The sequence below is a fragment of the Bacillus sp. FSL W8-1127 genome (genome assembly GCF_038006725.1).
GTDB classification, from domain to species: Bacteria; Bacillota; Bacilli; order Bacillales; family DSM-4216; genus Bacillus_O; species Bacillus_O smithii.
Genome location: NZ_JBBOVU010000001.1, coordinates 1,988,936 through 2,014,058, shown reverse-complemented (window position 1 = coordinate 2,014,058; position 25,123 = coordinate 1,988,936). Strand labels below are relative to the sequence as shown.

The window sequence follows — 25,123 nt, the reverse complement described above, 5'->3', positions numbered from 1 at the left end:
GAAAATGGAAAATAAAAAAATGAAACGAATCGACTCTTGAACCGTAAGATTAATGAAAAAGGAATAGGGGGAAAAGGAATGGCCATTTTCACAAAAGTGTTGACAAGCATTGGAATAGGAAGCGCAAGAGTGGATACGAAATTAGAATATACAAGTTACAAAGCTGGAGATCCGATACGTGGTGTTGTAGAAGTATATGGAGGGGTTACTGAGCAAACAATAGATTCTATTTATCTTACCGTCAATGCAATGTATACTTTCCAAAAGGATGGTCATCCGTATACAGACACGGCGACTATTGAACAACATCAAATTACCGATCCGTTTTTAATGAAGGCCAATGAAACGAAAGTATTTCCTTTTTCCTTTACTCTGCCAATAGATGCTCCTTTAACATATGGTAGTACGCGTGTTTGGGTTCAAACCGGATTGGATATTAAGAATGCAGTGAATCCTCAAGACGAAGATTACATTGCCGTGCGTCCTAACCAAATGACATCCGCGGTGCTTGAGGAAATGGAGAAACTAGGTTTTCGGCTTCGAAAAGTAGAGTGTGAACAAACATTTTTCCGTACCAGCTGCAACTATCCGTTTATTCAGGTATTCGAATTTATTCCAGGGAGCGGAATGTTTTTAGGGAAATTGGATGAATTGGAAATCGTGTTTCTGGCACAAACGGAAGATCGGATTGAGATATTCATGGAGGTGGACCGTCGGGCTCGAGGATTGGCTGGATATTTAAGCGAGGTAATAGCGATAGATGAAAATCAAATCCGGTTTTCTGTCACAAATCAAGAATTGTCCGTTTTGAGGAAACTGTTGGAACAAAAGATCATGTGTGGTTTATCCCTTAAAAGGGGTAAGTAAGACAGCAAGGATTGAATATACGCTGGTGAATCATTTTTCATGGAAAGCCCGTATCAATAGCATCCATCCATACTTTTTGACAAAATTAGTGGAATTTTGATGAAGGTATCGACAAGGTGAATGTCAAAACCTTGTGTAAATGGATGGATAAATATTAATAAGATAGGGGCGAGGAAAATTGAGTAAATGGAAAATGTTGTTGCCAAGTGTCAAAGAGTACCAAGTGACCTTATTTCAGACCCCCCATTACGGAGATACACAAGGATACGAAGCTGTTTATCATCTCCCGATAAGAGCCAAAAACCATCGGGCGGCCTTGGAAACGGTTTTTCGTATTTTTAATGTATTTGATTTATTGCCGCCCGATTTTTCTGCCCGCTTTGTAGCTACAGGTGATATCGTACAAATTTCCAAAGGTTCAAATAAGAGTTTTTATCGACTGGAATCGGGCGGCTGGCGAAAGATTGAACGGAGTTTGGTTCACTAATAGGATGGAGTGCCTTTTTGGCATTCTCTCCTATTTTCGATCTTTGCCGGAATATTCTTTTCCATGCGCATCCTGTTCGGCTAAAACAGCTTCCGGTGGAACATGATTATTTTTTTTGGTCGCTTTTATTCTGCTGCGATGTTTTTTTGCCATGGTCCATATCCCTCCTGCGGCCTTTATTTGAATTCTTCCTTTTAAATGAAAGCAGCTTTGTCAATAGGATGCCCGTTCATAGGAATTTTTCTCATGGAATCATTTGCAGACACATCCAAAAAAGCTTAAAATAGGGATGATTGAAAGCGATAAAAGGAGGAATTCATATGAGTATACATATCGGAGCAAAAGAAAATGAAATTGCGGACACAGTATTGCTTCCAGGCGATCCTCTCCGTGCTAAATATATTGCGGAAAACTTTTTAGAAAATGCGGTTTGCTACAATGAAGTTCGGAACATGTTCGGTTATACAGGTACATACAAAGGCAAAAGGATTTCTGTTCAAGGCACCGGAATGGGAGTTCCTTCGATTTCCATTTATGTGACAGAATTAATTGAAAGCTACAATGTGCAAAACTTAATTCGCGTTGGAACGTGCGGTGCCATTCAAAAAGACGTAAAACTTCGTGACGTCATATTGGCGATGTCTGCTTCCACTGATTCTCAAATAAACCGTTTAACATTTAATGGAATTGATTATGCCCCTACCGCGAATTGGGAGCTGTTGAAAAAAGCCTATGATGTTGGAGTCGAAAAAGGTTTAGATCTAAAAGTCGGCAGTGTGTTTACAGAAGATTTATTTTATAATGACCACGCTGAACATGAAAAGTGGGCTCAATATGGAGTATTAGCTCTTGAAATGGAAACAGCGGCTCTTTATACCATTGCGGCAAAGTATGGAAGAAAGGCGCTTACTATTCTGACAGTCAGCGACCATGTGTTAACCGGTGAAGCAACGACAGCGGAGGAAAGACAAACAACATTTAATGAGATGATTGAAGTGGCATTGGAATCCGTGGTAAAAGAATAAACAAAAAGAATCGGTTATTTGGAAAAGAGAAGCCATAAAAGCTTTTCTTTTCGTTTTCCTATTCAACAATAAGAATGAAACATGATAGATAATCAGCGAATGGCAGAAAAACAGAAAAATCAGGTGGAACTATGAAAAAATGGATATTGACGATGGCCGCTGCCGTGTTGCTGGTCAGTGGATGCCAAGCGGGCGGCGAGGAAGCAAAAGGCACCAATCATCAAGAAAAAAATCACCAAGCGAGAGAATCTACAACTCCGAAAGCTGAGAAATTTACTTTCAACCAAATAAAAGAAGTCAGCGGGAAAAAGGTGATTACCAATCCGGAAAATGTGCTCGTTTTGGTCAATAAAGAGTACAATTTGCCTGAAGGTTACGCGCCGAAAGATCTCGTTAGACCGGCTGTAAAGTTTTCATTTGGAGACGAAAAAATTGAAAAAAGCTTGATGCGTAAAGAAGCAGCCGAAGCGTTGGAAAAGATGTTTGCAGCTGCAGCCAAAGACGGCGTTTATTTATATGCCGTTTCTGGCTACCGTTCTTACAACCGGCAAGTAGCGGTATTCAACAATGAAATGGCCAATTCTGGGAAAGCGAAAGCGAATCAGGCTGTCGCAACACCCGGACAAAGCGAGCATCAGACCGGATTGGCAATCGATATTTCCGGGAAAAGCGTCGGTTTTCTCTTGACGGATTCATTTGAAAACACAAAAGAGGGTCAATGGCTAGCGAAACATGCACACGAATACGGTTTTATTCTCCGTTATCCAAAGGGAAAAGAAGCGATTACCGGCTATCAATTTGAGCCATGGCATTATCGTTACGTGGGAGTAGAAGCAGCGAAGAAGATATATGAAAACGGCTGGACATTGGAAGAATTTTATCGGAATTACGGAAAAATGTAAAAAGGGGGGCCATCCCCCTTTTTTGGACGTCGAAATACGCCCAGGAGGACAGTACGCAAAAAATCATTTTCATGTAAAAGAATATACCGGCAGGCGGATGATCCTTTCATACAGGAGAATTTTTCTTTATTTAATGAAAGAAAAGTATTTCCCCAACGCCCTAAAACCTCTCCAAGTGGATGGAGGGGTTTTTTGAAGGCATTTCCGCCAATCAATCAGTCGTGTATCCCGCGGCTTCGCTTCCGATTTAAGCAGCTATGCACAAAGATAGGGATCATTCCCATCGCAGCTTTGAATTGGAGAGAGGATGCTGAAATTCCGATTCATTCGATCAATCATTCGAAAATGGTTCCCTACTAAGGTCAGCTTCTAAATAGGTTTTATCTTTCCCTAAATTTAAAAAGCTGTTAAAATAAAGTAGTTACAGAAAAATCATAAATCCGAAGAATGAGAGCAATGAAAGTGGTGACAAATGTGGAAGATGAAAAGCAAGAAAAGGAGCAGCAAAAGCAATCTTCGTCAAATTATGTGAAAATGAAGAGATTTCATTTTGTTATGCTCCTCTTTTTCATTGTTTTTATAACAGCGGGAATTACAACATTTGCTTTGGCATTTGGGGATGAAAAAGCGGTCGATGTCGGTGGTGCAAACCGTCCGGAATTTAATAAGCTTTACGATGTGTATGATAAATTAAAAAGTAATTATTACGAAAAAGTTGATGATGAAAAACTGATTAACGGGGCCATTAATGGTATGGTTCAATCTTTGGGTGATCCGTATTCTGACTATATGTCTAAAAGCGAAGCAAAACAGTTTCACGAAAGCATCGAGTCCTCTTTTGAAGGAATCGGAGCAGAAATCCAAGAAAAAGATGGAAACATCGTAATTGTTTCGCCTATTAAAGGATCCCCTGCCGAGAAAGCTGGATTGCGTCCGAACGACCGCATACTTTCCGTCAATGGTAAAAGTTTGCAGGGGATGAGTTCGACAAAAGCTGTCATGATGATACGCGGCAAGAAAGGCACCAAGGTTAAGCTGAAGATTCAGCGTCCGGGTGAGCAAGATCCGATCGAAGTGAGCATTGTAAGAGATACGATCCCTATTAAAACTGTTTATCCAGAAATGCTCGATCATGGTGTTGCCAAAATTCAAATCACAAGTTTTTCAGAAAATACGTATAAAGAGTTGAAACAAGCGATCGCCGAAATGAAGAAAAAAGGCATGACATCGCTGGTGCTTGATTTGCGGCAAAACCCGGGAGGACTTCTTGACCAAGCTATAAAAATGTCGAATATGTTCGTGCCAAAGGGGAAAATCCTGCTGCAAGTGGAAGACCGCAATGGACAGCGCGAGAAATTTATTGCTGACGGAAAGGACAAAGTAAATGTCCCAGTGGCTGTATTAATTGATGGAGGAAGCGCAAGTGCTTCGGAAATTTTTGCGTCAGCGTTGAAAGAGTCTGCCGGCGTTCCGCTGATCGGGGAAAAATCATTTGGCAAAGGAACGGTACAAACGACGGAAGATTTTAAAGACGGTTCTAATCTAAAATTCACTACCGCGAAATGGCTGACGCCAAAAGGAGAGTGGATTCATAAAAAGGGTATTAAACCGGATTATGAAGTCAAACTCCCAAGTTATGCTAATTTACCAATTGTAGATCCGGATAAAGAACTGAAAGAATCCGACCTTTCCAAGGAAGTGAAAGCAGTGGAGCAAATGCTCAGCGCTCTTGGGTATAACCCGGGAAAAGTAGACGGCTATTTTGACGGTGAAACAAAAGACGCTGTTGTGCGGTTCCAAAGAGATCAGAAGCTGCAAGTGACAGGAAAGGTGTCGGGAGAAACGACTATTAAATTGATGGATCAAATCAGAAAAGAAATTCAAGATCATGATACCCAGGTGAAAAAAGCAGTGGAAATTGTCACTAAAAATAAGTAATTTTCAATGGAAGAGCGGGAATTTCCCGCTCTTTTTCGTTCGAGTTGATCGTCTCATTATGTGAATGTATGAAATCCGATTGCTCCTGCCCATGTCCATCAATTTAACGGTGCCATGCAATAGGAATCATTCATGATGAGAATATTGACAGATGAAACGTATTTCATTTATCATTAAATAGTTCATAATATAAATTATTGGATGATAAATGGAAGGTCGATCATATTGAGACAAGAAATGCTAGTAGAATTGGAACAATTACTGCGTAAGAACTATCGAATGATAAAAAACGAATTAAGAAATTACACCGGAAAATATTTGAACAGCACAGAATTTATCGTCTTAAAAGTCATTCACGAGAATGGTCCTTTGAAAGCGTCGGATATTTCCAAGACCATTGAAGTGTCGGCAAGCCATATTACAGCTATTACAGATTCTTTAGTTGAAAAAGGCTTTATAACTAGAAAGCGTTCAGAAGTCGATCGGAGAAGAGTTGAACTGGAGATTACGGAAAAAGGAAAAGAAATGCTGAAATTTGCTGCTGAATTAAAATCTGAATATTTCCAAAAGAAATTCAGCCATTTTACGAATGAAGAACTGCATACATTTATCCAGTTATTAAAAAAATTAAACACTCCATACGATCACTCCGATGATTCTGAAAATAAATGATACATCATTCATGTGTTTAAATATTCGTACAAACATTTTTGCAAAGAAAAAAGGACGATATTTGTTGCGACTACCATTCGATAAACAAGCATAAAGGAGGAAAGAACGTGGAGGATTCATACTTATTGGATATATTTTTATCCTTGTGGAACAAGCGAGAAGTGAAAGATGGCTCGAATTCTCCAACCGCCACTGTGAAAGAAATGATGAAGAGTGAACTATTAGACGAATTCAGTCACCCTCGCGTTAGGAAAACAAAAGAAGAAAAATATTTTTTAGCTGTGAAAAGGGTGATCGATTCGGATTTAAAAACTGAAGATCAAATTCGGCTGATCCGGCTTTACACGGATGTAATGGAGTCGTTCAAATAATCTTTACAATCGCAATACGTTTGCAAAAGAAGTTAATAAAGGGCTTAAATAGAAAGGTTGTCAACCCTTTATTTATGGAAATAAATAAAACGGATCCTAATTAAAAGAAAGAATGGCCAATTTCAGAATGAAAGGGATTATTTAACAAACTTTAATCTTCAAGGTTTACAGCCCCTTTTTGGATGAAAATAAATGGCTTTTTTTCTTTGGCCTGTCTATCTATGAATCTGTCATTTTCTTCCTCAAATATTACAAAAATCGCATGTTATGATGTAACCAGATCAGAGATTGAAAGAATCAAAGGAGGAAGATTAGATGAACAAAAAATCATTGATGGCAGTAGCAGTATCCTTTGGGTTATTGACTGCACCGCTTGCATCAAAGGCAAATGCGGCATCATTTCCGATAAATAGTGATAAAAATAATAACGTAGAATGTCAATTTGAAGTGAAACAATTTCCGATTTCAAAAAGCTGGTTAGATAATTGGATGAATCAGCAATATCAATATGCACTGTCGATTGCGAAACAAGCTGCCAAAGCTCAGCCGAATACAACGGTAACGGAAAAAACATCTCCATCCACTCCATCGGCGAAAACAACTACCGAAAAGAACAATACAACGGCTCCTGCTACTTCCAAAACAGGATCTTCATTAAAAGCGTACGAACAACAAGTAGTGGATTTAACGAATAAAGAAAGAGCAAAATATGGTTTACCACCATTAAAAGTAGATCCGACTTTAAGCAAAATGGCTCGCGACAAAGCCAATGACATGGCTGTTAACCACTACTTCTCTCATACGAGTCCAACATATGGATCTCCATTTGATATGATGAAACAATATGGAATCCAGTTTACAGCCGCAGGTGAAAACATTGCAGAAGGTCAACGCACTCCGGAAGAAGTGGTCAATGGTTGGATGAACAGTGAAGGTCATCGTGCGAATATCTTAAATAAAGACTACACTCATATCGGAGTTGGGTATGTAGAAAACGGAAATATTTGGACGCAAGAATTTATTAAAAAATAAATTCTTGAAGAGAGGTTTGGAAGAATCGTCAAAAAGTGAAAGAGAGGGTCCGGAAATCATTCATTTAAATGATTTCCGGACCTTCCTTTTTTGTTCTTATCAACACCGGTTTTAAGAAATAGGATTAAATTTGCATAATTTTTTTTCTCCGCTTACTATAATGATGAGAGAAGAAAATGATATATTGGGGCGAGGGGAAGGAATGAACAAAAAAACTGCATTGATTACGGGAGCGGCTAAAGGAATTGGAAAACGTACGGCCTACGCTTTAGCGCAGGCAGGCTTTAATATGACCATCAATTATTGTTCCAGCCGGCATGAAGCTGAACAATTGGCTAATGAATTACAGGAGAAGTTTGGCGTATCAACGATTGTTGTCAGCGGTGATATTACAAAGCCGGAAGATTGCCGTCAGATTGTGGCACGAACGGAAGAGCAGTTTGGCAGTGTGGATGTTTTGATCCATAACGCCGGTCCTTTTATCAAAAAGCGAAAAAAGATGGAAGAATATGATGATAGTGAATGGCAATACATAGTGAATGGAAATTTGAACAGCGCGTTTTACTTATCTAAGCTGACTCTTCCTGGAATGAGAAAGAAACATTGGGGGAGGATCATCACATTTGGCTTCGATAGGGTCGAGACCGCGCCCGGTTGGATTTATCGCTCGGCGTTTGCCGCTTCGAAAACAGGGCTTGCTTCTCTGACACGAACGATTGCTCTGGAAGAAGCGGAAAACGGCATAACGGCCAATATGATTTGTCCGGGAGATATTACGGGCGATTGGAAAGAAAAAGAGATTCATGAGGCAATGGGCGTAAAGGATGATACAGTTCCTGTTGGTCGTCCAGGCACGGGGGAGGATATAGCGAGGATGGTCGCTTTTTTATGTTCAGAGCAGTCTGATTTTATAACAGGTGCGATCATTCCTGTAACGGGAGGAAAAGACGTATTGGGAAAAGTATTTTATGAGTAGAAAACCAAGAAAGGAACGTACAACGGGAATATCGTTTCAAAGAAAATGGCAAAGACGCAGACCGAGTCAGGATCTGCTTCTTTGCCATTTTGCTTGTGGAGAATAGATTTTCTTTTGCACATAAACAAGACGTGTGAACAAGGTGACAGCGCCAAATGCAAGCCCTGTAATTAACCCGATCCAGTAGCCAAAAGCTTGAAGGTCCGTTGTCTTTGCCAGCAGGAACCCTAATGGGAGGCCAATAATCCAGTAAGAAACGAGTGCCATAATAAAACTAAGATTGACATCTTTATATCCGCGCAATGCGCCTTGCACCGGAGCTTGAATGGCGTCTGAAAGCTGAAAGAATGCTGCAAAAGCTAGAAACTGAGTAGTTTGTTGAATGACCGCTGGCTCATGTGAATACAGCAATGCAATTTTATCCCGAAAGATAAACAACGTCACACCGGATATAATCGATAGAGTTACAGCAGTAAAAATTCCAAGACGGCTGTACTGCTCCGCATCATGGAAGCGATTGGCTCCAACTTCAAATCCTACTACGATTGTAAGCGTCATAGAGATGCTCAGTGGGATCATATACAACAACGATGCAAAATTATTGGCAGCCTGGTGAGCTGCAATGGTGACAGAACTGTATTCACTCATCATCAGCGTGACGGCAGAAAAAATACTGGTTTCGAAAAAAATGGATAACCCAATAGGCAACCCAATTTTACAAAACTCTTTCCATTTTGGAAATGAAATGCTTGGGAGTCGACGAAAAACATTGTACGTGGAAAAAGGCGGCCGTTTATGGATGATGACCGCGGCAATGATCGTGATCAACCAATAAGTAACGGCCGTTGCGTACCCGGAGCCCACTCCCCCCAAGGCGGGAAAGCCTCCTTTTCCGTAGATAAAGAGATAGTTAAAAAACACATTAATGGGCAGCGCAAGCAGCGTAATCACCATGGAAACCTTTGTTTTCCCTAGAGAATCGATAAAACTGCGGAGTACATTGTAAACAAAGAGCGGAATGATTCCGAAAGAAAGGGCGATCAAATATTTTTCTGCTACCATCCGTACCCGGCTCTCTAAATTCATTCCATTTAGTATAGGATCAAGGGCAAAACTGCCGACGATGATGATGGATATGCCTAAGGCGATGGCTATGTAAACTCCTTGAATGATGGTAAAAGTAACTTCTTTCGCGTTTTTGGCCCCCAAAAATTGGGCGGTAATCGGGGTAATAGATAATAAAATTCCACCTAGTCCAGTGTATATTGGAACCCATATCGAGGACCCTATTGCGACTCCTGCAAGATCGCTGGAAGAATAGCGGCCCGACATCATCGTATCAAAAAAGTTCATCGAATAAATGCCGATTTGCGTCACAAAAATAGGGATTAAGATCATCAAAAATTGTTTATATTTTTCTTTGAGGCTGTTCGTCTCTTTCATTGCTGCATTCCTCCAACTCCAACGATTTTCCCGATTTTGATGCAAGGACCGTACAATACGATTATATGAAATAAAGCGCTGATGACAACTTAGAAAATGCACTAGTCCGAACATTTTTAAAGAGAAAATCTATGAATCATTCATTCTATAGGTACTCTAACCGTCTATTTTTTCTCAAAATAGACTGTTTTTTGACGTGTTGGCGTCCATGATAGTCATATTAAATATGATGAAAAAACTCATCTTTTTTGAGACAAAGAATGCGGCCGGGAATATCCCCGCCCGCATTCTTTAGGCGTTCATCGCTTCCTCATTATCATCATGGGATTGTTGCCGCAACAAATGCAAAGTGTAAAGGTCTTTTGTAATTTCAAATAAATCATAGACGGGTGCTTCTTTATTAATGGATTGATACAGATGAGGACGAGTTTCATTTGCTTTCAGCGCATACGGCAATTTTTCGGCGGCTTTCAGGGAACGGATATTTTGCTTGCGAATTCTCATATAAATGGTTTCAATTCCTAGCTGATAAAACAATTCTTGAAAGAAAGCATCTTTTGCTAAACGATTATATCCTTTTCCGTGATATGGCTTTCCGAGCCATGTGCCTAAAAACCCGGAGTGGTTTTCAATATCATATAAATTGATCGTACCAATGGGGTTTCCCCATTCGTCAAGAATTGTTCTGGATATGAGTTCGCCGCGCTCCTCTGCTTCCATCATTTGTTTGGTTAAAAATAAAAACTCTTCTTGTGAATAAGCTTTATGGCGAACAAACGGGAAGACATCTGGATGCTTCATCAATTCAAAAAGTAATGGGGCTTCCTGCAGGTCTCTTTTCTTTAACAAGTAAAATCCCTCCTCAAGAGGGCAGAAGTCAGGAAAATCGATTCTTCCACCCTCGAAATTTTTCATAAACTTCATAAAAAATTTCGGGGTGGGAATCGAACCCACTAGAACCAGTCAAGACTGGTGGCGCACCATTTGCCTTCCCTAAAACTTGCTTTTTGAAATGAGAAATCATCTCTCATGATATGGCCTATTCGTTGAAACTGGCTTTATCTTCCGTTCACAAAAGCATAAACGGCATGTGTCCGGAATGACATCAGCAAGCTGATTGTATATTACAAAAATAAATTGTATTTGAAAATAGTCATTTTGTTAAGTTTTTATGTCCATTTTATAAATTTTTATTGTTTTCAGTCTTTCGTTCGTTCTTTTTATGGTTTTGATCATACAAGAACATAGGGGTGCAAGGCAAGAAATGAACACTTGGAAATCATGAATTTTTATCTAAAGAGCAAGCTATAATGGGGGCAGCGAAAGAATATCGACATGACGGTTTTAAATAGTGTTTCTCTACTCCTGTATTAGCCTGTCACCTAAAACTGGCCGGTCGTTCCATAACCGGAACGAATTCGTATTGATACGGGTGAATAAATTTTATTAAAAAACCTTCCATAAAAAGCGCCCCCGGGTATTTCAGCGGAGAACAACGAATGATTCCGGGGGCACAGCAACGCGAAGCTAATTGATTTTCGTACTTGCAAAAGTATGAAAAGATGAATCTCACTTTCGCTTTTTTTCGTTGCGACTGCCGTATGAAAAAAGGCTTCTATGAACGTTTTTTCTGTTTGAAAGTTTTCCATCCTAAATAGAGGACCAAACTGATTACGGCCAAAATCGCAATCGGGGTCACATATTTTCCGGCAACGGATTTCACTGCTTCCCAGTGGGTGCCAAGCTGCATTCCTAAAAGCATGAACAATATAGTCCACGGTATCATGGCAGCTAATGTGTAAAGCAAAAATAATCGCAATGACATTTTGGAAAATCCGGCCGGCAAAGAGATGGCATGACGCACTACAGGTATAAATCGAGCTGTGAAAATCACGAAAGGCCCGTATTTGTTAAACCATCGTTCCGAAGCATCTATATGAGATTCTTTGATGAATAAATATTTTCCGTATTTTTGAAAAAATGGTCTTCCTGCATATTTACCTAACCAGTATAGAAAAATTTGGGCAATCGTCCCGCCGATTACACCTGCTATGAAGGCACCAACAAACGACAATTTTCCTTGGGAGACTAAAAATCCTCCATAGCTTAAAACGATTTCGCTTGGAATAATTTCGATCATCAATGCTAGAGCGATTCCAAAGTAGCCAAGATTACCTAAAAAAGTAATGACCTGATGAGTAAACTGTTCCATTCTTTCTCTCCTCTGTAAAACTTTCATATACTGCCACAATAAATTATAATACTTACCATTCAATCATAATAGTAAAAAATAAAAAAGGCGAAAAAAGACGGAAACAGTTTGATTATGATTACAATATTCCAACCGCTAACCGTTGGAATGGTTTTAATCAATAGTAGTTTTTCCTCATTTTTCTGCACTCTTAAAAAAGCTTGTTAACGAACAAAGCCCCATTCGAACGGGGCAACTTGCATACATAAAGGAAACGATGGAGGGAACGCTAAAAAAGATTCCAGTTCGTCATTTGTCCATCCGAACGATGAGCAATGGAGCTATCAATCGGAATGAAGCAATCGAGGCAGACGGACGGATAAAGAAAAAACGGACTTGATCGTTGGATAAAGCTGTGATAGCCATCAACGTTCATTCAAGTTGCTTGCAATTATACTTGGAGAATGATAAAATTTTTATCAAAATCAAAAGTACATGGAATGTTTATACATTATCATGGCCGAAACGCCTTTTGATTAAGTAGGATATGAGCAAGGAGAAAAATTTCATATGTTCCTTCGGGGCAGGGTGAAATTCCCGACCGGCGGTGATGAACATGATGTTCAAAGCCCGTGACCCGTGCGCCTTTTCGGTGTACGGTGGATTTGGTGAAATTCCAAAGCCGACAGTGAAAGTCTGGATGGGAGAAGGAGGAAGCGTTAAAAAAGGAGTATTTTAACGCTTATTTCGCAATGAATTTAAAAGGCCCCGCAATTTTTGCGGGGTTTTTCAATTGGAAATTCCTTACTTCACAAAATTCATGTTGGACAAGGTAGGATCATTATTCTGCTCGCTTCTTTTTGACAAGCAAATAGACGGCTATTCTGAAATATGAGGAGGGTTGCTCCCCAATGCTGAAAGAAGACTATATGAAATTCGCGTTGAAATTGGCGGAGAGTGTAAACGGCCAGACATCCCCCAATCCTCCTGTAGGCAGCGTGGTTGTGAAAGAAGGTCGAATCATCGGGATGGGCGCTCATTTAAAAGCCGGCGAACGCCATGCTGAACGGATCGCCTTGGATATGGCAGGATCCGAAGCGGAAGGCGCCGATGTGTACGTAACTTTGGAGCCTTGCTCCCACTACGGCAAAACGCCCCCATGCGCAGATTATTTAATTGAAAAGCGTGTAAAAAGGGTTTTTGTCGCTACTCTGGATCCAAACCCGCTCGTTGCAGGAAAAGGGATTCAAAAGCTAAAAGATGCCGGAATTGAAGTAGAAACAGGCATTTGCGGTCAAGAAGCCAAACAGTTATATAGACCATTTTTCCATTTCATTCAAACCAAAACCCCGTTTGTCACTATTAAAACAGCCGTCACGGCAGATGGGAAGATTGCAACTGCTGCTCACGACAGCAAATGGATCACAAGCGAGCAATCCCGCCAGGATGTTCATCTTCTTAGAAAAAATCATGATGCTATCCTTGTCGGCATCCATACCGTTCTTCATGACAATCCCCTCCTTACCGTTCGATTGCCCCAAGGTGAAAAGAATCCTATACGCGTCATTTTAGACACCCACTTGCGTATTCCAAATTATGCAAATGTTATAACCAATAAAGACAGCGAAACGATAGTGGTTTGTGGCTGTAATGCTTCCGAGAAAAAAGAACTTGATCTAATCCGTTTAGGTGTTACGGTCATAAGGCAAAAAAGCCAAGATGTTTCTATTGCCGAATTGCTTCAGGAGCTGGGCAGACGCGGAATCATGACGCTTCTGGTTGAAGGCGGTTCAGAGGTCAATGGATCTTTTCTTCAAGAAAAGGCTTTTCAGCGATTGATTTTATACATGGCCCCAAAATTGATTGGCGGTAGAGAAGCTCTTACATCGTTTTCTGGAAAAGGAGTAGAAAAGATAGCGGATTCCCTTCCGTTAACTTTTGAGAAAGTAGAAATGGTAGGCCCGGATGTGAAAATAACCGCATCGGTCAAAGAATAGAAAAGGTTTGAACGAAATTCCATTGTGGTTCAAAAGGAGGGACGTAAGTGTTTACAGGGATCGTAGAGGAAATAGGCGTTGTTGAACAAGTGTTAAAAGGCAGTCAGTCTTTGGAGCTATTGATTCGAGCAGAGAAGATTGTAGAGGACGTACATCTTGGCGACAGCATTTCGGTGAATGGAGTTTGTTTAACCGTAACATCATTCAGCGATACAACGTTTTCGGCTGATGTGATGCCGGAGACATTCCGCGATACTTCGCTTCGACAGCTTGTTCCCGGCAGCAAGGTGAATCTGGAGAGAGCCATGCCGGCAAACGGCAGATTTGGCGGACATTTTGTCAGCGGACATGTGGACGGTGTGGGAACGATTGTTTCAATACAGCCGGTCGATAATGCCCTGTATATGACCATTTCAGCGCCGCCGGAGCTTTCGCGCTATTTTATGAAGAAAGGATCGGTTGCGATAGACGGCACCTCACTCACCATTTTTCGCACAGGGAATGGATTATTGACCATCTCTCTCATTCCCCATACACAAGAAGAGACGATTTTAGCGTCCAAAAAAGTAGGGGATCTCGTGAATATAGAATGCGATATGTTAGCCAAGTATGTGGATCATTTGATGAGCATGGGATCGCGTTCATCAGAATCTAGAATTTCTCTGGATTTTTTGAAAGAAAACGGCTTCGCCGATTAAAGAAAGGGTGATTGAGTATGTTCGCTTCCATTGAAGAAGCTGTGGAGGATTTAAAGGCAGGAAAGGTAATCATTGTCGTGGACGATGAAGATCGAGAAAACGAAGGCGATTTTATTGGATTAGGGGAAAAAGCAACGCCGGAAATGATTAATTTTATGGCAAAAGAAGGCCGGGGCCTGATTTGCGTTCCGATTTCGGAAGAAAAAGCTCGCCAGCTTGAGCTGAAAATGATGACCAATCAAAACACGGATTCGCTCGGAACGGCGTTTACCGTCAGCATCGATCATATCAGCACCCGAACAGGAATCAGCGCATTTGAACGTGCCAAAACCGTTCAGGAGATTGTGAACGATGACACGACACAATATGATTTTAAAAAACCCGGCCACATCTTTCCGTTGATTGCAAAAGAAGGCGGTGTCTTAAAACGGGCTGGCCATACGGAAGCCGCTGTAGATTTGGCAAAATTGGCAGGAGCGAAACCCGTTGGAGTCATCTGCGAGATAATGAATGAAGATGGCACGATGGCAAGAGTGCCGCAGTTAAAAGAAATCGCTGAACGATTTTCTTTAAAGATGATTACGATACAAGATTTGATTGAATATCGGCGCAAACAAGAAAAACTGATTAAAAGAGAAGTGGAAATCGAGCTCCCAACGCATTTTGGCCATTTCCGAGCCGTCGGCTATTCGGAAGTGCTCACAGGGAAAGAACATGTGGCGCTCGTAAAAGGAGATATCGACAACGGAGAGCCCGTACTTGTGAGAGTTCATTCTGAATGTTTAACGGGCGATGTATTCGGTTCTTATCGCTGCGATTGCGGTCCCCAGCTTGCCGCTGCCCTTGAACAAATTGAAAAAGAAGGTCGAGGCGTCCTTTTGTATATGAGACAGGAAGGAAGAGGAATTGGCCTTCTCAATAAATTGAAAGCCTACAAGCTTCAAGAACAAGGTTTTGACACAGTAGAGGCAAACCATAAATTGGGATTTCCGGCTGATTTGCGCGATTACGGGATCGGAGCGCAAATTTTACGAGATTTAGGTGTGACGAAAATGCGTCTAATGACGAATAATCCGAAGAAAATTGCGGGATTAAAAGGCTATGGATTGGAAATAGTCGAGCGGGTGCCGATTGAAATGCCGCCGAAGAAAGAAAACGAAGCGTATTTGCGGACAAAAATGGAAAAAATGGGCCACCTGCTTCATATATAATCGTTGTGATACAGATAAATAAAGAGGAGGAACTGTTATGGCAAAAGTATTAGAAGGAAATTTAGTAGGAACTGGATTAAAAATCGGAATCGTCGTATCTCGTTTTAATGAATTTATAACAAGTAAGTTAGTAAGCGGAGCTGAAGATGCTCTTGTACGCCATGGTGTAAATCGAGATGATATTGAGGTTGCGTGGGTGCCTGGAGCATTTGAAATCCCATTAATCGCCAAAAAAATGGCGGAATCCGGTCGTTATGACGCCGTTATTGCTTTAGGTACCGTCATTCGCGGGGCTACTGCTCACTTTGATTATGTAAGCAGTGAAGCGACGAAAGGAGTAGCACAGGCAAGTTTGCAAACAGAAGTTCCGGTTATTTTTGGCATCTTAACCACTGAAACCATCGAACAAGCCATTGAAAGAGCAGGAACGAAAGCAGGAAACAAAGGTGCAGAAGCAGCTGTGAGCGCCATTGAAATGGCTAATCTGTTGAAACAATTAAATCAATAACTGATCAAGCGTATGCAAGCGGCGAAGAAGCCATTTCTTTTTCACATGAAAAAGCCAGCTCCAAACAAGTTTCTTCGCCGAAATTCTCAATTGCCCTTCTTGATTGTTTGTAATATGATAACTTTATTAACCTAGAAGACGGAGGGGTTCGGAGTGAAGTTGAAATTTACGAAATGCCATGGATCCGGCAATGATTTTCTGTTGATAGACGAAGAGGAGCTGGACTATTCCTTTACAGATAAAGATCGTCAAAATTTGGCTATCGCTTTATGCGACCGTTCAAGCGGCATCGGTGCGGACGGCATCTTATTTGTCCTCCCAAGCGAGAAAGCAGATGCAAAAATGCGCATTTTTAATGCCGATGGTTCGGAAGCTTCTATGTGCGGAAACGGTTTGCGTTGTGTAGGGCGTTATGTATGTGAACGGCTAGGAAAAGATCACATTGTCGTTGAGACGATGAAAGCGGATCTTCATGTTCAAAAGAGCAAACCGATTTTTGGCGACATTCCCACTTATACAGTGGAAATTTCACCCGTCTTGTTTCAATTGGACGCATTGCCAATGAACATCGATAAGGAACAATTGATGAATGAAAAAATCCCTCAATTGTCCGATCAATTGATGTTTTCCGCCGTGGCAGTGCCGAATCCGCACTTAATCAGCGTGGTGGATACGGAACACCTTTTCACAAATGAACAAAAGCAAATTGCTGAATATGTGAACGGACCAAATGATCTCTTCCCGGATGGGGTGAATGTCAGTTTCGTAAAACCGTTGGAAAAAGGTACGATCTATGTTCGTACATATGAACGGGGTGTCGGCTTTACGAATGCTTGCGGCACGGCCATGTCAGCTTCCACTTTGATCACATGTCTGCTTGGCTACAATGAGAAGGAATCGGAAATTCAGGTCTATAACCCCGGTGGAAAAGTCCGTTGTGCCGTTCATCAAAAAAGCAACGGCGATTACTATATGGATTTAATCGGAAATGCCACTTATTTATATCATGCCGAGATCGACTTGGATGTCAAGAAACCGGAAACTTTTACATGGATCCATAAAACCGAATTTGAGGAACAACAGCAGTACGAAGAGCTGGAACAGCACGCCAAAGACTATCTCTCTCAGTTTTTGAAAGTGGAAATATAAAAAAGAGTAAAGGGGCCGCCCCATTAGTCAGTAAAATGACTCGGGGGGCACCCTTTTTTCATGTAAGCTTTCTATCGAACGTTGTGGGATATATGCGAAATTCACTCGCTTTCCGCAGGCAATCCATGAGCCTTCTCGCTTACCCCCGCAAAAAGGTCTCACCTGACTCAGCTTTTACTAGCAGGAGGCTCGCTTAATTCCCAATTATCACAGTGTAAAAGCATCGTCTTTTCCATAATGATGTAAGCGCACCTTAATACTGTGTTTGTTTCCGAAAGAAGGAATCCGACGAGAAAATAATTTTTTTATTTGGTCGGTTTTTCTTGATTAAAAGGTCTTTTTTTGTATGAAAATCAATCGTTTCCTAATCAGCAATTGGAATTTCTGGCTTGTCCTTTTTGTATAAGCCAGTCTTTTTAATCCAGTTGAGGCAATGCGTTGATAATTTCGGCAAAGGGTTGATCGACTTTGGCTTCGAAAAAGGAGGCAAATGGACATAAAGTTGTTTCCATTCGTTTCAATACCCAATCGATCGTGCATTGGCTTGGTGTGAATTGATCGAGTTCTTCCCAGTATAAAGGACAAGCGACAAGACCTTTCTCGTTTCCTCTGGCTGAATAAGGTGCAATGATTGTTTTTCCTTGTCGATATTGAACGTAATCGATGTACAAGCGTCTGCCTCTTTTTTTCTTTAAACGTTCGATTGTGAACATTTCCGGTTTTTTCGATACGAGGTAGCGGGCAATTAGTTCCGTAAACGATCCCGTTTCGGCAAATGTAAATGTCTCCGGAAGCGGTATATATACTTGCAGACCTTTATTTCCTGAAAATTTGACAAACGTTTTCAAGTTTAGTTGATCAAAAATTTCTTTCATATCTTTTGCAGCCTGAACGGCCAATGAAAACTCTTTTGGACTAGGAGGGTCCAGATCAAAAACAATTTCGCTGACATAGGAGGAATGGATGGAATGAAAGGGGACATGAAATTCAATGGCCAATTGATTGCCGAGCCAAATCAGTGTTTCCAGGGAATTGCAAACAATATAATTGATTCCGTCCATTTTCTTCGTTTCGACAAAATCCGGTGCATAGTCCGGGCAGTTTTTTTGAAAAAAAGCTTCGTCCTCTACTCCATGTGGATATCGGATCACCGTTAATGCTCTATCCTTTAAGAAAGGGAGCATTCTTGGAGCCGTTTTCCGCAAGTAGGAAAGGTAATCGAGTTTTGTATAACCGCAAGCAGGCCATATGGGTTTTAATGGGTGGGTGATCTCCACTTGCTCAGGAATATGGAGGCTATCAAGGCGAAATTGTTCCCATGTACATTCCTCAGGTGTGGTGGAAAATAAAAATTGATGAAAATAAGGTTCTCTCAAGCCCTCTTTTTGCCACTCTAAATAAAATAACTCTACACAAATCCCTGGCTTTATATAATATACGTCTTCTTTTTTTTCAAAAGCATTTTGACGAATAATTTGATTTAAGGCTTCTTTTTCTTTTTTCGGAATTCCCGCTTGAAAAAGGCCGATAGGAAAAATGTTTTTATCCTTGTAAACAGCTATATTATAGTAGCCGTTCGCTTCATGAAAAGCCGTCACGAAGCAACGGGCTTTCTTCCAGTTTTTGATTTTGATCCAGTTTCCGGACCTTTTTCCTTCCCATATAGAATCCTGTTTTTTTGCTACAATTCCTTCTCCAAAATGGAGAGATACAAAATCTTTTAAGGTCGACAATTCACGGAATGATGGTATCATTTGAATTCTCGATTCGGCAGAAGGTTTCGGAGACAAGCTCCAACCGAAAGATTCGAATACTCGATAAAGTTGTTCTTTCCGTTTTTCAAAAGGTTGGCTTTTTATGGATTGTCCTTTTATTTCCAATAGATCAAAAACGAGATATGTACAAGGGAAAAAGGATGCTTTTTCCGCTATTTTAGAAGGGGACCGCATTCGACCTCTTATTTGCACGACAGAAAAATTGGATTTACCCTCCGATTGTAATGCGGCCAATTCCCCATCGAACACGAGTGGCAAAAATGAAGAAGCCTTTTTTTGAAACGGCTTCAAAAAATTTTTGATTTCAGGAAATAAGGGCAAAATATTTTGGCCGTTACGACTGAGAAGCTGAACGGTTTCTTTCGTCCATATTAATTGGGCGCGAAAGCCATCATATTTTGTTTCAAAAAGCCAGTTGCCTTTTTCGGGAAAAGTCATTTTTAGTTCAGGCATCATGAATTGCATGTGGTTTGCCCCTTTCTTGTCTATTTGTATCTTTTGAACGGCCGTTGTTTTTATACATAGCAAAAGTTAAAATGAATAACGTTTAAACGGCGGCGAAAAATAATAAAAAACGAAAAGAGGGTTTGTATGCATACAATTTGGAAAGGGAGCATCAGCTTCGGACTCGTGAATATCCCGATTAAATTGCACGCCGCGACTGAAGATAAAGATATTTCGTTAAGATCTTTGCATAAGGTGTGTCATACTCCAATCAAATATGAAAAAGTTTGTCCAGTCTGTGAAACGGAATTGAAACCAGAGGATATTGTCAAAGGATATGAATTGGCAAAAGGAAAATTTGTCGTGTTAGAAGATCATGAACTGGAAGAATTAAAAAAGCAAACGGAGGAAAAAGCCGTTGAAATTATTGATTTCATCCAACTAAGTGACATAGATCCCATTTATTTTAATAAAAGTTATTATATGTCTCCCAATGAAGGGGGAGCAAAAGCGTATACGCTGCTTCGAAAAGCCCTTTTGGAATCGGAAAAAGCGGGGCTGGCTAAAATTGTGATGCGTTCTAAAGAACAATTGGCCGTCATTAGAGTTTATAATCATACATTGCTCATGGAGACGATCCACTATCCAGATGAAGTTCGAAATGCGGAGGAAGTTCCGAACGTTCCGGTCAAAGACAACATTACAAAAAAAGAGCTTGATACCGCTCTTTTACTGATTGATCAGTTGACAACTCCATTTGAGCCGGAAAAGTATGAAGACGAGTATCGCAACCGTTTGATGGAATTGATCGAATCGAAGCGGACAGGAGAAGACTTGGTTACACCAACTACAAAAGAACCAAGAGGGAATGTCACCGACTTGATGGCCGCGCTTCAAGCGTCGATCGACCGAACGAAACCGAAGACAGCTACGCCAAAACGGAAAAGAGCGGCGGCGAAAAAGAAAGCGTAGCTAGTCGTATAAATATGGGGGAACGTAAAGATGAATCAAAGAGAGAGAAACCGATCAGCGGCTTATTTTATTACCATAACCGTTTTGTTTCTCTTTTCCGTTTGGACATTTATTGAAATTGTGGACGAACTGAAAAGACATAAAATCGAACATTTTGATACGGCTATTATCACCTTTGTGCAATCGTGGATTTCTCCAGATTTAACGGCTTTTATGAAAGGTATCACTTTTTTTGGATCGGCCAAATGGATTACAACATGCGTTATCGTGGTCAGCTTGTTGTTATGGCTGAAAAAAGAAAGGCTTTACGCTTTGTTTTTCGCTCTAACCGTTTCATTAGGGACTGCATTTAACCATTTATTAAAACAAATATTTGAAAGAAAACGACCAGATATTCAGCCGTTGATTCATGAAAGTGGATTTAGCTTCCCAAGCGGCCATTCCATGGCTTCTTTTGTGATGTACGGGGCGCTTGCTTTTTTGCTGTTTGAACTTTTGGAGCATAGACCTGCGAAATGGTTTGGAGCGGTTATGGCCTTCTTGTTTATTCTGCTGGTCGGACTAAGCAGAATTTATTTAGGCGTCCATTATCCTAGCGATGTAATTGGAGGATATGCAGCCGCTGCCATTTGGCTGATCTTTTCTTTGTTTATTTTTCATTTAGTAGAATTTATCGTAAAGAAAAAATTTCATAAAAGGCCTTCGGATCGTGAGTAATGGAAAGGTGGAGCATGATTGGAAAGTGAAAGCTAATTTTACATTTTGCTAGATAATATGATATAGTGATGATAGAATTGAATATATTTTCATTTACACTGGGGGAGCCAAAAATTGGTTTGGCTGAGAGTAAGGCCCGTAAAGCCTTTAACCCTTTAAACCTGATCTGGGTGATGCCAGCGTAGGGAAGTGCTTCTTTTGACGAAAACTTATTGATGTTGTTTTCGTTATTTGAAAAATAAAACCCGGACCCCAGTGTTTTGCGCTGGGGTTTTTTGCTGGCTTGTAAAAACGATTGTGAATGTACTGGAGGCGTTCAAATTGAAAACTGCATTAACCATTGCCGGCTCTGATTCAGGTGGAGGAGCAGGAATTCAAGCCGATCTTAAAACGTTTTCCGCACTTGGAGTATACGGCATGTCGGTCATTACGGCTGTGACGGCACAAAATACGAAGGAAGTTCGATCGGTTCAAAATATAGATGTAGAAGTGATTCAAGATCAAATAGAAGCGGTTTTGGATGATTTGCCGGTAGATGGGATCAAAATTGGGATGTTGTCTACAGAGGAGATTATCAAAACCGTCTCTAAATGCCTGAAAGAGGTTCGCAATATACCGATTGTATTAGATCCGGTGATGATATCCAAAAGCGGACATCCTTTATTAAGAGACGATGCTGTCTCCGCGTTAATTCAATATTTGCTCCCGCTCAGCTATATCATCACACCCAATCTTCCAGAAGCAGAAGTATTGGCGAATATGAAAATTACGGATCAAGACGACATGGTGAAAGCGGCCGAAATCATTCTGGAGAAAGGTCCAAAGTATGTTTTGGTGAAAGGCGGGCACTTGGAAGGAGAAGCAGCTGACCTTTTCTATGATGGTGAACAATATCGATGGATAAAAGGAGAACGGATTCAAACGAAAAACACCCATGGGACAGGCTGTACATTGTCATCTGCGATATGCGCTTTCTTGGCTCGAGGTGAACAGCCTTTTACGGCAGTTGAAAAGGCCAAAGATTATATTACGACCGCCATTCGCCACAGCCTGGAAATAGGCGGGGGGCACGGACCAACCCACCATTTTTATGATTTATATCAAAAAGCTGGATTATTATAGAACTCTGCAGAGGAGAAGTGATGGACGATGAAAGAAGAAATCGCAGCATTAATGGAGCAAGTTCGATCGAAAAATCCGCTTGTTCACCATATTACGAATACCGTCACGATCAATGATTGTGCGAATGTGACGCTGGCCATTGGCGGATCACCTGTTATGGCCGATTCCCCAGAGGAAGCGGCTTCTATGGTTAAGCTTGCTCAGGCGTTGGTGATCAATATGGGAACGTTGACAGAATCTACTTTTACCGCCATGGTGCGTGCATCACAAGAAGCCAATCGTCGGCAAATTCCCGTTGTATTAGATCCGGTTGGAGTCGGAGCGACGTCGTTTCGCAATGAAAAAGCAAAAGAATTTTTGCAAACAGTCGATCCGCAAATTGTCCGCGGGAATGCGAGCGAAATTTCCTCATTGATAGGCGAAGAAGCGCAGACAAGGGGAGTCGATGCCGGGAACGTTAACGAAGATCTTGCTCTCTTAGCTTCGCGGGCGGCAAAGCTGTTAAAGGCAGTAGTTGTCGTCAGCGGTCCAGTGGATTACATCTCAGACGGAAATCGGACAATTGGGATTCAAAATGGTCATCCGATTTTAACAAAGGTGACGGGAACGGGCTGTATGGCTACTTCTTTAATCGGAAATTTTGCCGGAGCAACGAACGACTACTTTTACGCGGCGATTGCCGGGATTTCAGTGATGGGAATCGCAGGAGAGTTGGCATACCGCTCTTTTGGCGAATCACCGGTGGGTACTGGAAGCTTTCATATTCGCTTAATCGATGAAGTTTCTTTTATGAACAGTCGTACTTGGCAGAAAGAAGTGAACTTTGTTGAAGTTTAATGTCAAACAGGCGCTTTCTTTATATCTGGTGACCAGTGAATCAATGGAATTGGAGGAATTATTGAATAAAGTTGAAGCGGCCATTCAAGGCGGTGTGACGATGGTGCAGCTGCGAGAAAAACAATCGTCAGGCAAGCTTTTTTTGAAAAAGGCGCTTGCCTTGAAGTCGCTGACAGAAAAATATGAGATTTCGCTTGTTATCAATGACAGGGTCGATATTGCGCTGGCTGCGGGAGCGGATGGTGTTCATGTCGGACAAAGCGATCTGCCGGCAGCCTATGTGAAAAAAATCGTTCCGCCTTCCATGTTCGTAGGGGTTTCTTGCAGCACCGTAGAGGAAGCAAAAGAAGCCGAAAAACAAGGAGCCGATTATTTAGGAGTAGGTGCTGTTTTTCCGACGAATAGCAAAAAAGACGCGGAACGGTTGGAAAAGGGAATGCTGGAATCCATAGTGGAGAGTGTGAACATCCCCGTTGTTGCCATTGGCGGAATAAACCTGGAGAATGTTCAGCAGTTAAGCCATACAGGTATCGACGGTATCGCTGTTGTTTCAGCTATTCTATCCAGCAACAATCCAAAATTGGCAGCAGAAATGCTAAAAAGTGCACGCCTAAAAGGATAAACTGGCAGTTGAATAGGTGAAAAACCCGTGCAGAAAACGAATGGCACGGGTTTTTCTATGTGCATTTGGCCTAATGCAGTCCGTTAACAAGAATAGAGAAACGACTCTTGAATTCTTTTAAATTTTTGTTAACAAAATTGATTGTATCCGCCCCTTTGATTTCATTAGTCAATGGACCGATTTTTAAGGGGTGGATTTTTTCATGACTTAACATAGGTCATTATCTGAAGTTTTTAACAATAGATAGGAAGGTTATGCAAAATTTCGTTCACTCAATGCTTGCCAACTGCTGTCACTATATATAAATGTTACATGTATAGGTTGAAACTCCTATTTTTTTATAGAGTAGTAATATAAATTTAAGTCTTGTTTGAAACAGTAGATGGACAGTATGCTTTCAATTATTTATATTTTGCATCGGGATCAAAAATCGTTTCTCTTTCCACTTTGCATATTCTAGTAGTGAAACGTTTATACCATTCTGTTTTCCCTTTTTCTTGAGCTATTTGATGGCGAACGTTTTCTTTCCAGTTTTGGATAGAATCCAACGAATCCCAATAGGAAACAGTAATGCCTAATCCGTCCTCGCCTCTTACACTCTCTGCTCCTAAAAACCCTTTTTGTTTCGAAACTAATTCCAACATTTCATCAGCCATTTCGTCATATCCTCTGTCGACCTCAGTTCTTTCCGAAGTGAAAATGACAGCGTAGTAGGGGGTTTTTGATGTTTTAAAAAGATTCATTTTGTTTCCTCCTAGTATTCTGCTATTCTTTTTATCATTTTATCTGAAATGACGGAACATTGTGAGATAAAAATAAAAAACAATGAACACTCATCAAAAAACATGGAAAAGGGTGACATTGCAATTTTCCTAAGAATGATTATCATTATAAAAAGGTGGAGTCAGGCATAATCTCTTTTCGATGAAAAGATTGATGGGAAAAAGTCATGTCTTTGCAGTTTCCCAATCTATTTAATAGAAAGTGGTGTGGTGTTGAAGAGAATTTTATTAAAGAGAGCATTCTTTCATTTGAAAAGAATTTTCAATTTGTAAATTAATGGGTGTTCAGACGGGTTTGTTCAGATTTTAATATGGGACTTTTGAATCGTTCGTTATTCTGAGCTGTTTAAATTTTTTTCAAGAACACGGAAAGATGATGAAAGCG

The 25,123-nt window shown here is 40.8% G+C and carries 25 protein-coding genes and 2 riboswitches; of the genes, 19 read left to right on the top strand and 6 right to left on the bottom strand.

Annotated elements, in window-relative coordinates; genetic code table 11:
- Positions 1-78: 78 nt before the first annotated feature.
- Together NST12_RS09470 and NST12_RS09465 are read left to right on the top strand one after the other, a co-directional pair.
- A complete protein-coding gene (locus tag NST12_RS09470; RefSeq protein ID WP_048623511.1) occupies positions 79-867 on the top strand; it encodes a sporulation protein in 789 nt (262 codons plus the stop codon).
- Between the two features lie 178 nt (positions 868-1,045).
- The gene (locus tag NST12_RS09465; protein WP_234395490.1) at positions 1,046-1,354 is read left to right on the top strand and encodes a YodL domain-containing protein; all 309 of its coding nucleotides are present in this window, start codon (positions 1,046-1,048) and stop codon (positions 1,352-1,354) included.
- Positions 1,355-1,384: 30 nt separating this feature from the next.
- On the opposite strand, the gene NST12_RS09460 is transcribed toward NST12_RS09465, so the two are convergent.
- The gene (locus tag NST12_RS09460) at positions 1,385-1,507 is read right to left on the bottom strand and encodes a hypothetical protein (RefSeq protein ID WP_003354956.1); all 123 of its coding nucleotides are present in this window, start codon (positions 1,505-1,507) and stop codon (positions 1,385-1,387) included.
- A 167-nt stretch (positions 1,508-1,674) separates the two neighbouring features.
- Here NST12_RS09460 and deoD point away from each other — a divergent pair, with 167 nt between their 5' ends.
- The 7 genes from deoD (at position 1,675) to NST12_RS09425 (ending at position 8,270) form a co-directional block, all read left to right on the top strand.
- Positions 1,675-2,379: a purine-nucleoside phosphorylase gene (gene deoD, locus NST12_RS09455; protein WP_048623510.1), complete on the top strand. Its 705-nt coding sequence runs from the start codon at positions 1,675-1,677 to the stop codon at positions 2,377-2,379.
- A 131-nt stretch (positions 2,380-2,510) separates the two neighbouring features.
- Positions 2,511-3,281 carry a M15 family metallopeptidase gene (locus NST12_RS09450; protein WP_048623509.1) on the top strand — a complete coding sequence of 257 codons (771 nt, stop codon included), beginning with the start codon at positions 2,511-2,513 and terminating at the stop codon, positions 3,279-3,281.
- 456 nt (positions 3,282-3,737) lie between these two features.
- Positions 3,738-5,219 (top strand): lmo1851 family serine protease, encoded by a 1,482-nt coding sequence (locus NST12_RS09445; RefSeq protein ID WP_048623508.1) that lies wholly within the window; start codon positions 3,738-3,740, stop codon positions 5,217-5,219.
- 225 nt (positions 5,220-5,444) lie between these two features.
- On the top strand, positions 5,445-5,891 hold the full coding sequence (locus NST12_RS09440) for a MarR family winged helix-turn-helix transcriptional regulator (protein ID WP_341101059.1): 447 nt from the start codon (positions 5,445-5,447) through the stop codon (positions 5,889-5,891).
- Positions 5,892-5,998: 107 nt separating this feature from the next.
- The gene (locus tag NST12_RS09435) at positions 5,999-6,262 is read left to right on the top strand and encodes a hypothetical protein (RefSeq protein WP_003354964.1); all 264 of its coding nucleotides are present in this window, start codon (positions 5,999-6,001) and stop codon (positions 6,260-6,262) included.
- Between the two features lie 315 nt (positions 6,263-6,577).
- Positions 6,578-7,294: a CAP domain-containing protein gene (locus tag NST12_RS09430; protein WP_048623507.1), complete on the top strand. Its 717-nt coding sequence runs from the start codon at positions 6,578-6,580 to the stop codon at positions 7,292-7,294.
- A 202-nt stretch (positions 7,295-7,496) separates the two neighbouring features.
- Positions 7,497-8,270 (top strand): SDR family oxidoreductase, encoded by a 774-nt coding sequence (locus tag NST12_RS09425; RefSeq protein WP_048624469.1) that lies wholly within the window; start codon positions 7,497-7,499, stop codon positions 8,268-8,270.
- A 66-nt stretch (positions 8,271-8,336) separates the two neighbouring features.
- Here NST12_RS09425 and NST12_RS09420 read toward each other — a convergent pair whose 3' ends face one another.
- The 3 genes from NST12_RS09420 to NST12_RS09410 form a co-directional block, all read right to left on the bottom strand.
- Positions 8,337-9,713, bottom strand: coding sequence for an MATE family efflux transporter (locus NST12_RS09420; RefSeq protein WP_048623506.1), 1,377 nt, complete (start codon positions 9,711-9,713; stop codon positions 8,337-8,339).
- A gap of 291 nt (positions 9,714-10,004) precedes the next feature.
- On the bottom strand, positions 10,005-10,562 hold the full coding sequence (locus tag NST12_RS09415; protein ID WP_048623505.1) for a GNAT family N-acetyltransferase: 558 nt from the start codon (positions 10,560-10,562) through the stop codon (positions 10,005-10,007).
- 766 nt (positions 10,563-11,328) lie between these two features.
- On the bottom strand, positions 11,329-11,925 hold the full coding sequence (locus NST12_RS09410) for a DedA family protein (protein WP_048623504.1): 597 nt from the start codon (positions 11,923-11,925) through the stop codon (positions 11,329-11,331).
- Positions 11,926-12,474: 549 nt separating this feature from the next.
- Positions 12,475-12,620, top strand: a riboswitch (FMN riboswitch).
- A gap of 195 nt (positions 12,621-12,815) precedes the next feature.
- On the opposite strand from NST12_RS09410, the gene ribD reads away from it, so the two are divergent.
- The 5 genes from ribD to dapF all read left to right on the top strand — a co-directional run bounded on the left by ribD (position 12,816) and on the right by dapF (position 17,467).
- Positions 12,816-13,901 (top strand): bifunctional diaminohydroxyphosphoribosylaminopyrimidine deaminase/5-amino-6-(5-phosphoribosylamino)uracil reductase RibD, encoded by a 1,086-nt coding sequence (gene ribD, locus NST12_RS09405; protein ID WP_048623503.1) that lies wholly within the window; start codon positions 12,816-12,818, stop codon positions 13,899-13,901.
- A gap of 47 nt (positions 13,902-13,948) precedes the next feature.
- Positions 13,949-14,599, top strand: a complete 651-nt coding sequence (locus NST12_RS09400; protein ID WP_048623502.1) for a riboflavin synthase — start codon at positions 13,949-13,951, stop codon at positions 14,597-14,599.
- 17 nt (positions 14,600-14,616) lie between these two features.
- Complete coding sequence (locus NST12_RS09395) at positions 14,617-15,810, top strand: bifunctional 3,4-dihydroxy-2-butanone-4-phosphate synthase/GTP cyclohydrolase II (RefSeq protein WP_048623501.1); 1,194 nt, start codon at positions 14,617-14,619, stop codon at positions 15,808-15,810.
- A 37-nt stretch (positions 15,811-15,847) separates the two neighbouring features.
- The gene (gene ribH, locus NST12_RS09390; RefSeq protein ID WP_003354975.1) at positions 15,848-16,318 is read left to right on the top strand and encodes a 6,7-dimethyl-8-ribityllumazine synthase; all 471 of its coding nucleotides are present in this window, start codon (positions 15,848-15,850) and stop codon (positions 16,316-16,318) included.
- A gap of 153 nt (positions 16,319-16,471) precedes the next feature.
- Positions 16,472-17,467 (top strand): diaminopimelate epimerase, encoded by a 996-nt coding sequence (gene dapF, locus NST12_RS09385; RefSeq protein WP_048623500.1) that lies wholly within the window; start codon positions 16,472-16,474, stop codon positions 17,465-17,467.
- A 416-nt stretch (positions 17,468-17,883) separates the two neighbouring features.
- On the opposite strand, the gene NST12_RS09380 is transcribed toward dapF, so the two are convergent.
- A complete protein-coding gene (locus tag NST12_RS09380; RefSeq protein ID WP_048623499.1) occupies positions 17,884-19,707 on the bottom strand; it encodes a DNA ligase D in 1,824 nt (607 codons plus the stop codon).
- Between the two features lie 126 nt (positions 19,708-19,833).
- Between NST12_RS09380 and ku the strand changes: the two genes are divergently transcribed.
- The 5 genes from ku (at position 19,834) to thiE (ending at position 23,956) form a co-directional block, all read left to right on the top strand.
- Positions 19,834-20,658: a non-homologous end joining protein Ku gene (ku, locus tag NST12_RS09375; RefSeq protein WP_341101055.1), complete on the top strand. Its 825-nt coding sequence runs from the start codon at positions 19,834-19,836 to the stop codon at positions 20,656-20,658.
- A 30-nt stretch (positions 20,659-20,688) separates the two neighbouring features.
- Positions 20,689-21,375, top strand: coding sequence for a phosphatase PAP2 family protein (locus tag NST12_RS09370; RefSeq protein ID WP_341101054.1), 687 nt, complete (start codon positions 20,689-20,691; stop codon positions 21,373-21,375).
- Positions 21,376-21,465: 90 nt separating this feature from the next.
- A riboswitch (TPP riboswitch) is annotated at positions 21,466-21,580 on the top strand.
- Between the two features lie 116 nt (positions 21,581-21,696).
- A complete protein-coding gene (thiD, locus tag NST12_RS09365) occupies positions 21,697-22,497 on the top strand; it encodes a bifunctional hydroxymethylpyrimidine kinase/phosphomethylpyrimidine kinase (protein WP_048623496.1) in 801 nt (266 codons plus the stop codon).
- A 27-nt stretch (positions 22,498-22,524) separates the two neighbouring features.
- Complete coding sequence (thiM, locus tag NST12_RS09360; protein ID WP_048623495.1) at positions 22,525-23,334, top strand: hydroxyethylthiazole kinase; 810 nt, start codon at positions 22,525-22,527, stop codon at positions 23,332-23,334.
- Positions 23,321-23,956 carry a thiamine phosphate synthase gene (gene thiE, locus NST12_RS09355; RefSeq protein ID WP_341029801.1) on the top strand — a complete coding sequence of 212 codons (636 nt, stop codon included), beginning with the start codon at positions 23,321-23,323 and terminating at the stop codon, positions 23,954-23,956. Before thiM ends, thiE begins: the two co-directional genes overlap by 14 nt.
- Positions 23,957-24,357: 401 nt before the next feature.
- On the opposite strand, the gene NST12_RS09350 is transcribed toward thiE, so the two are convergent.
- Positions 24,358-24,699 (bottom strand): antibiotic biosynthesis monooxygenase family protein, encoded by a 342-nt coding sequence (locus NST12_RS09350; RefSeq protein ID WP_341101053.1) that lies wholly within the window; start codon positions 24,697-24,699, stop codon positions 24,358-24,360.
- Positions 24,700-25,123: the final 424 nt, after the last annotated feature.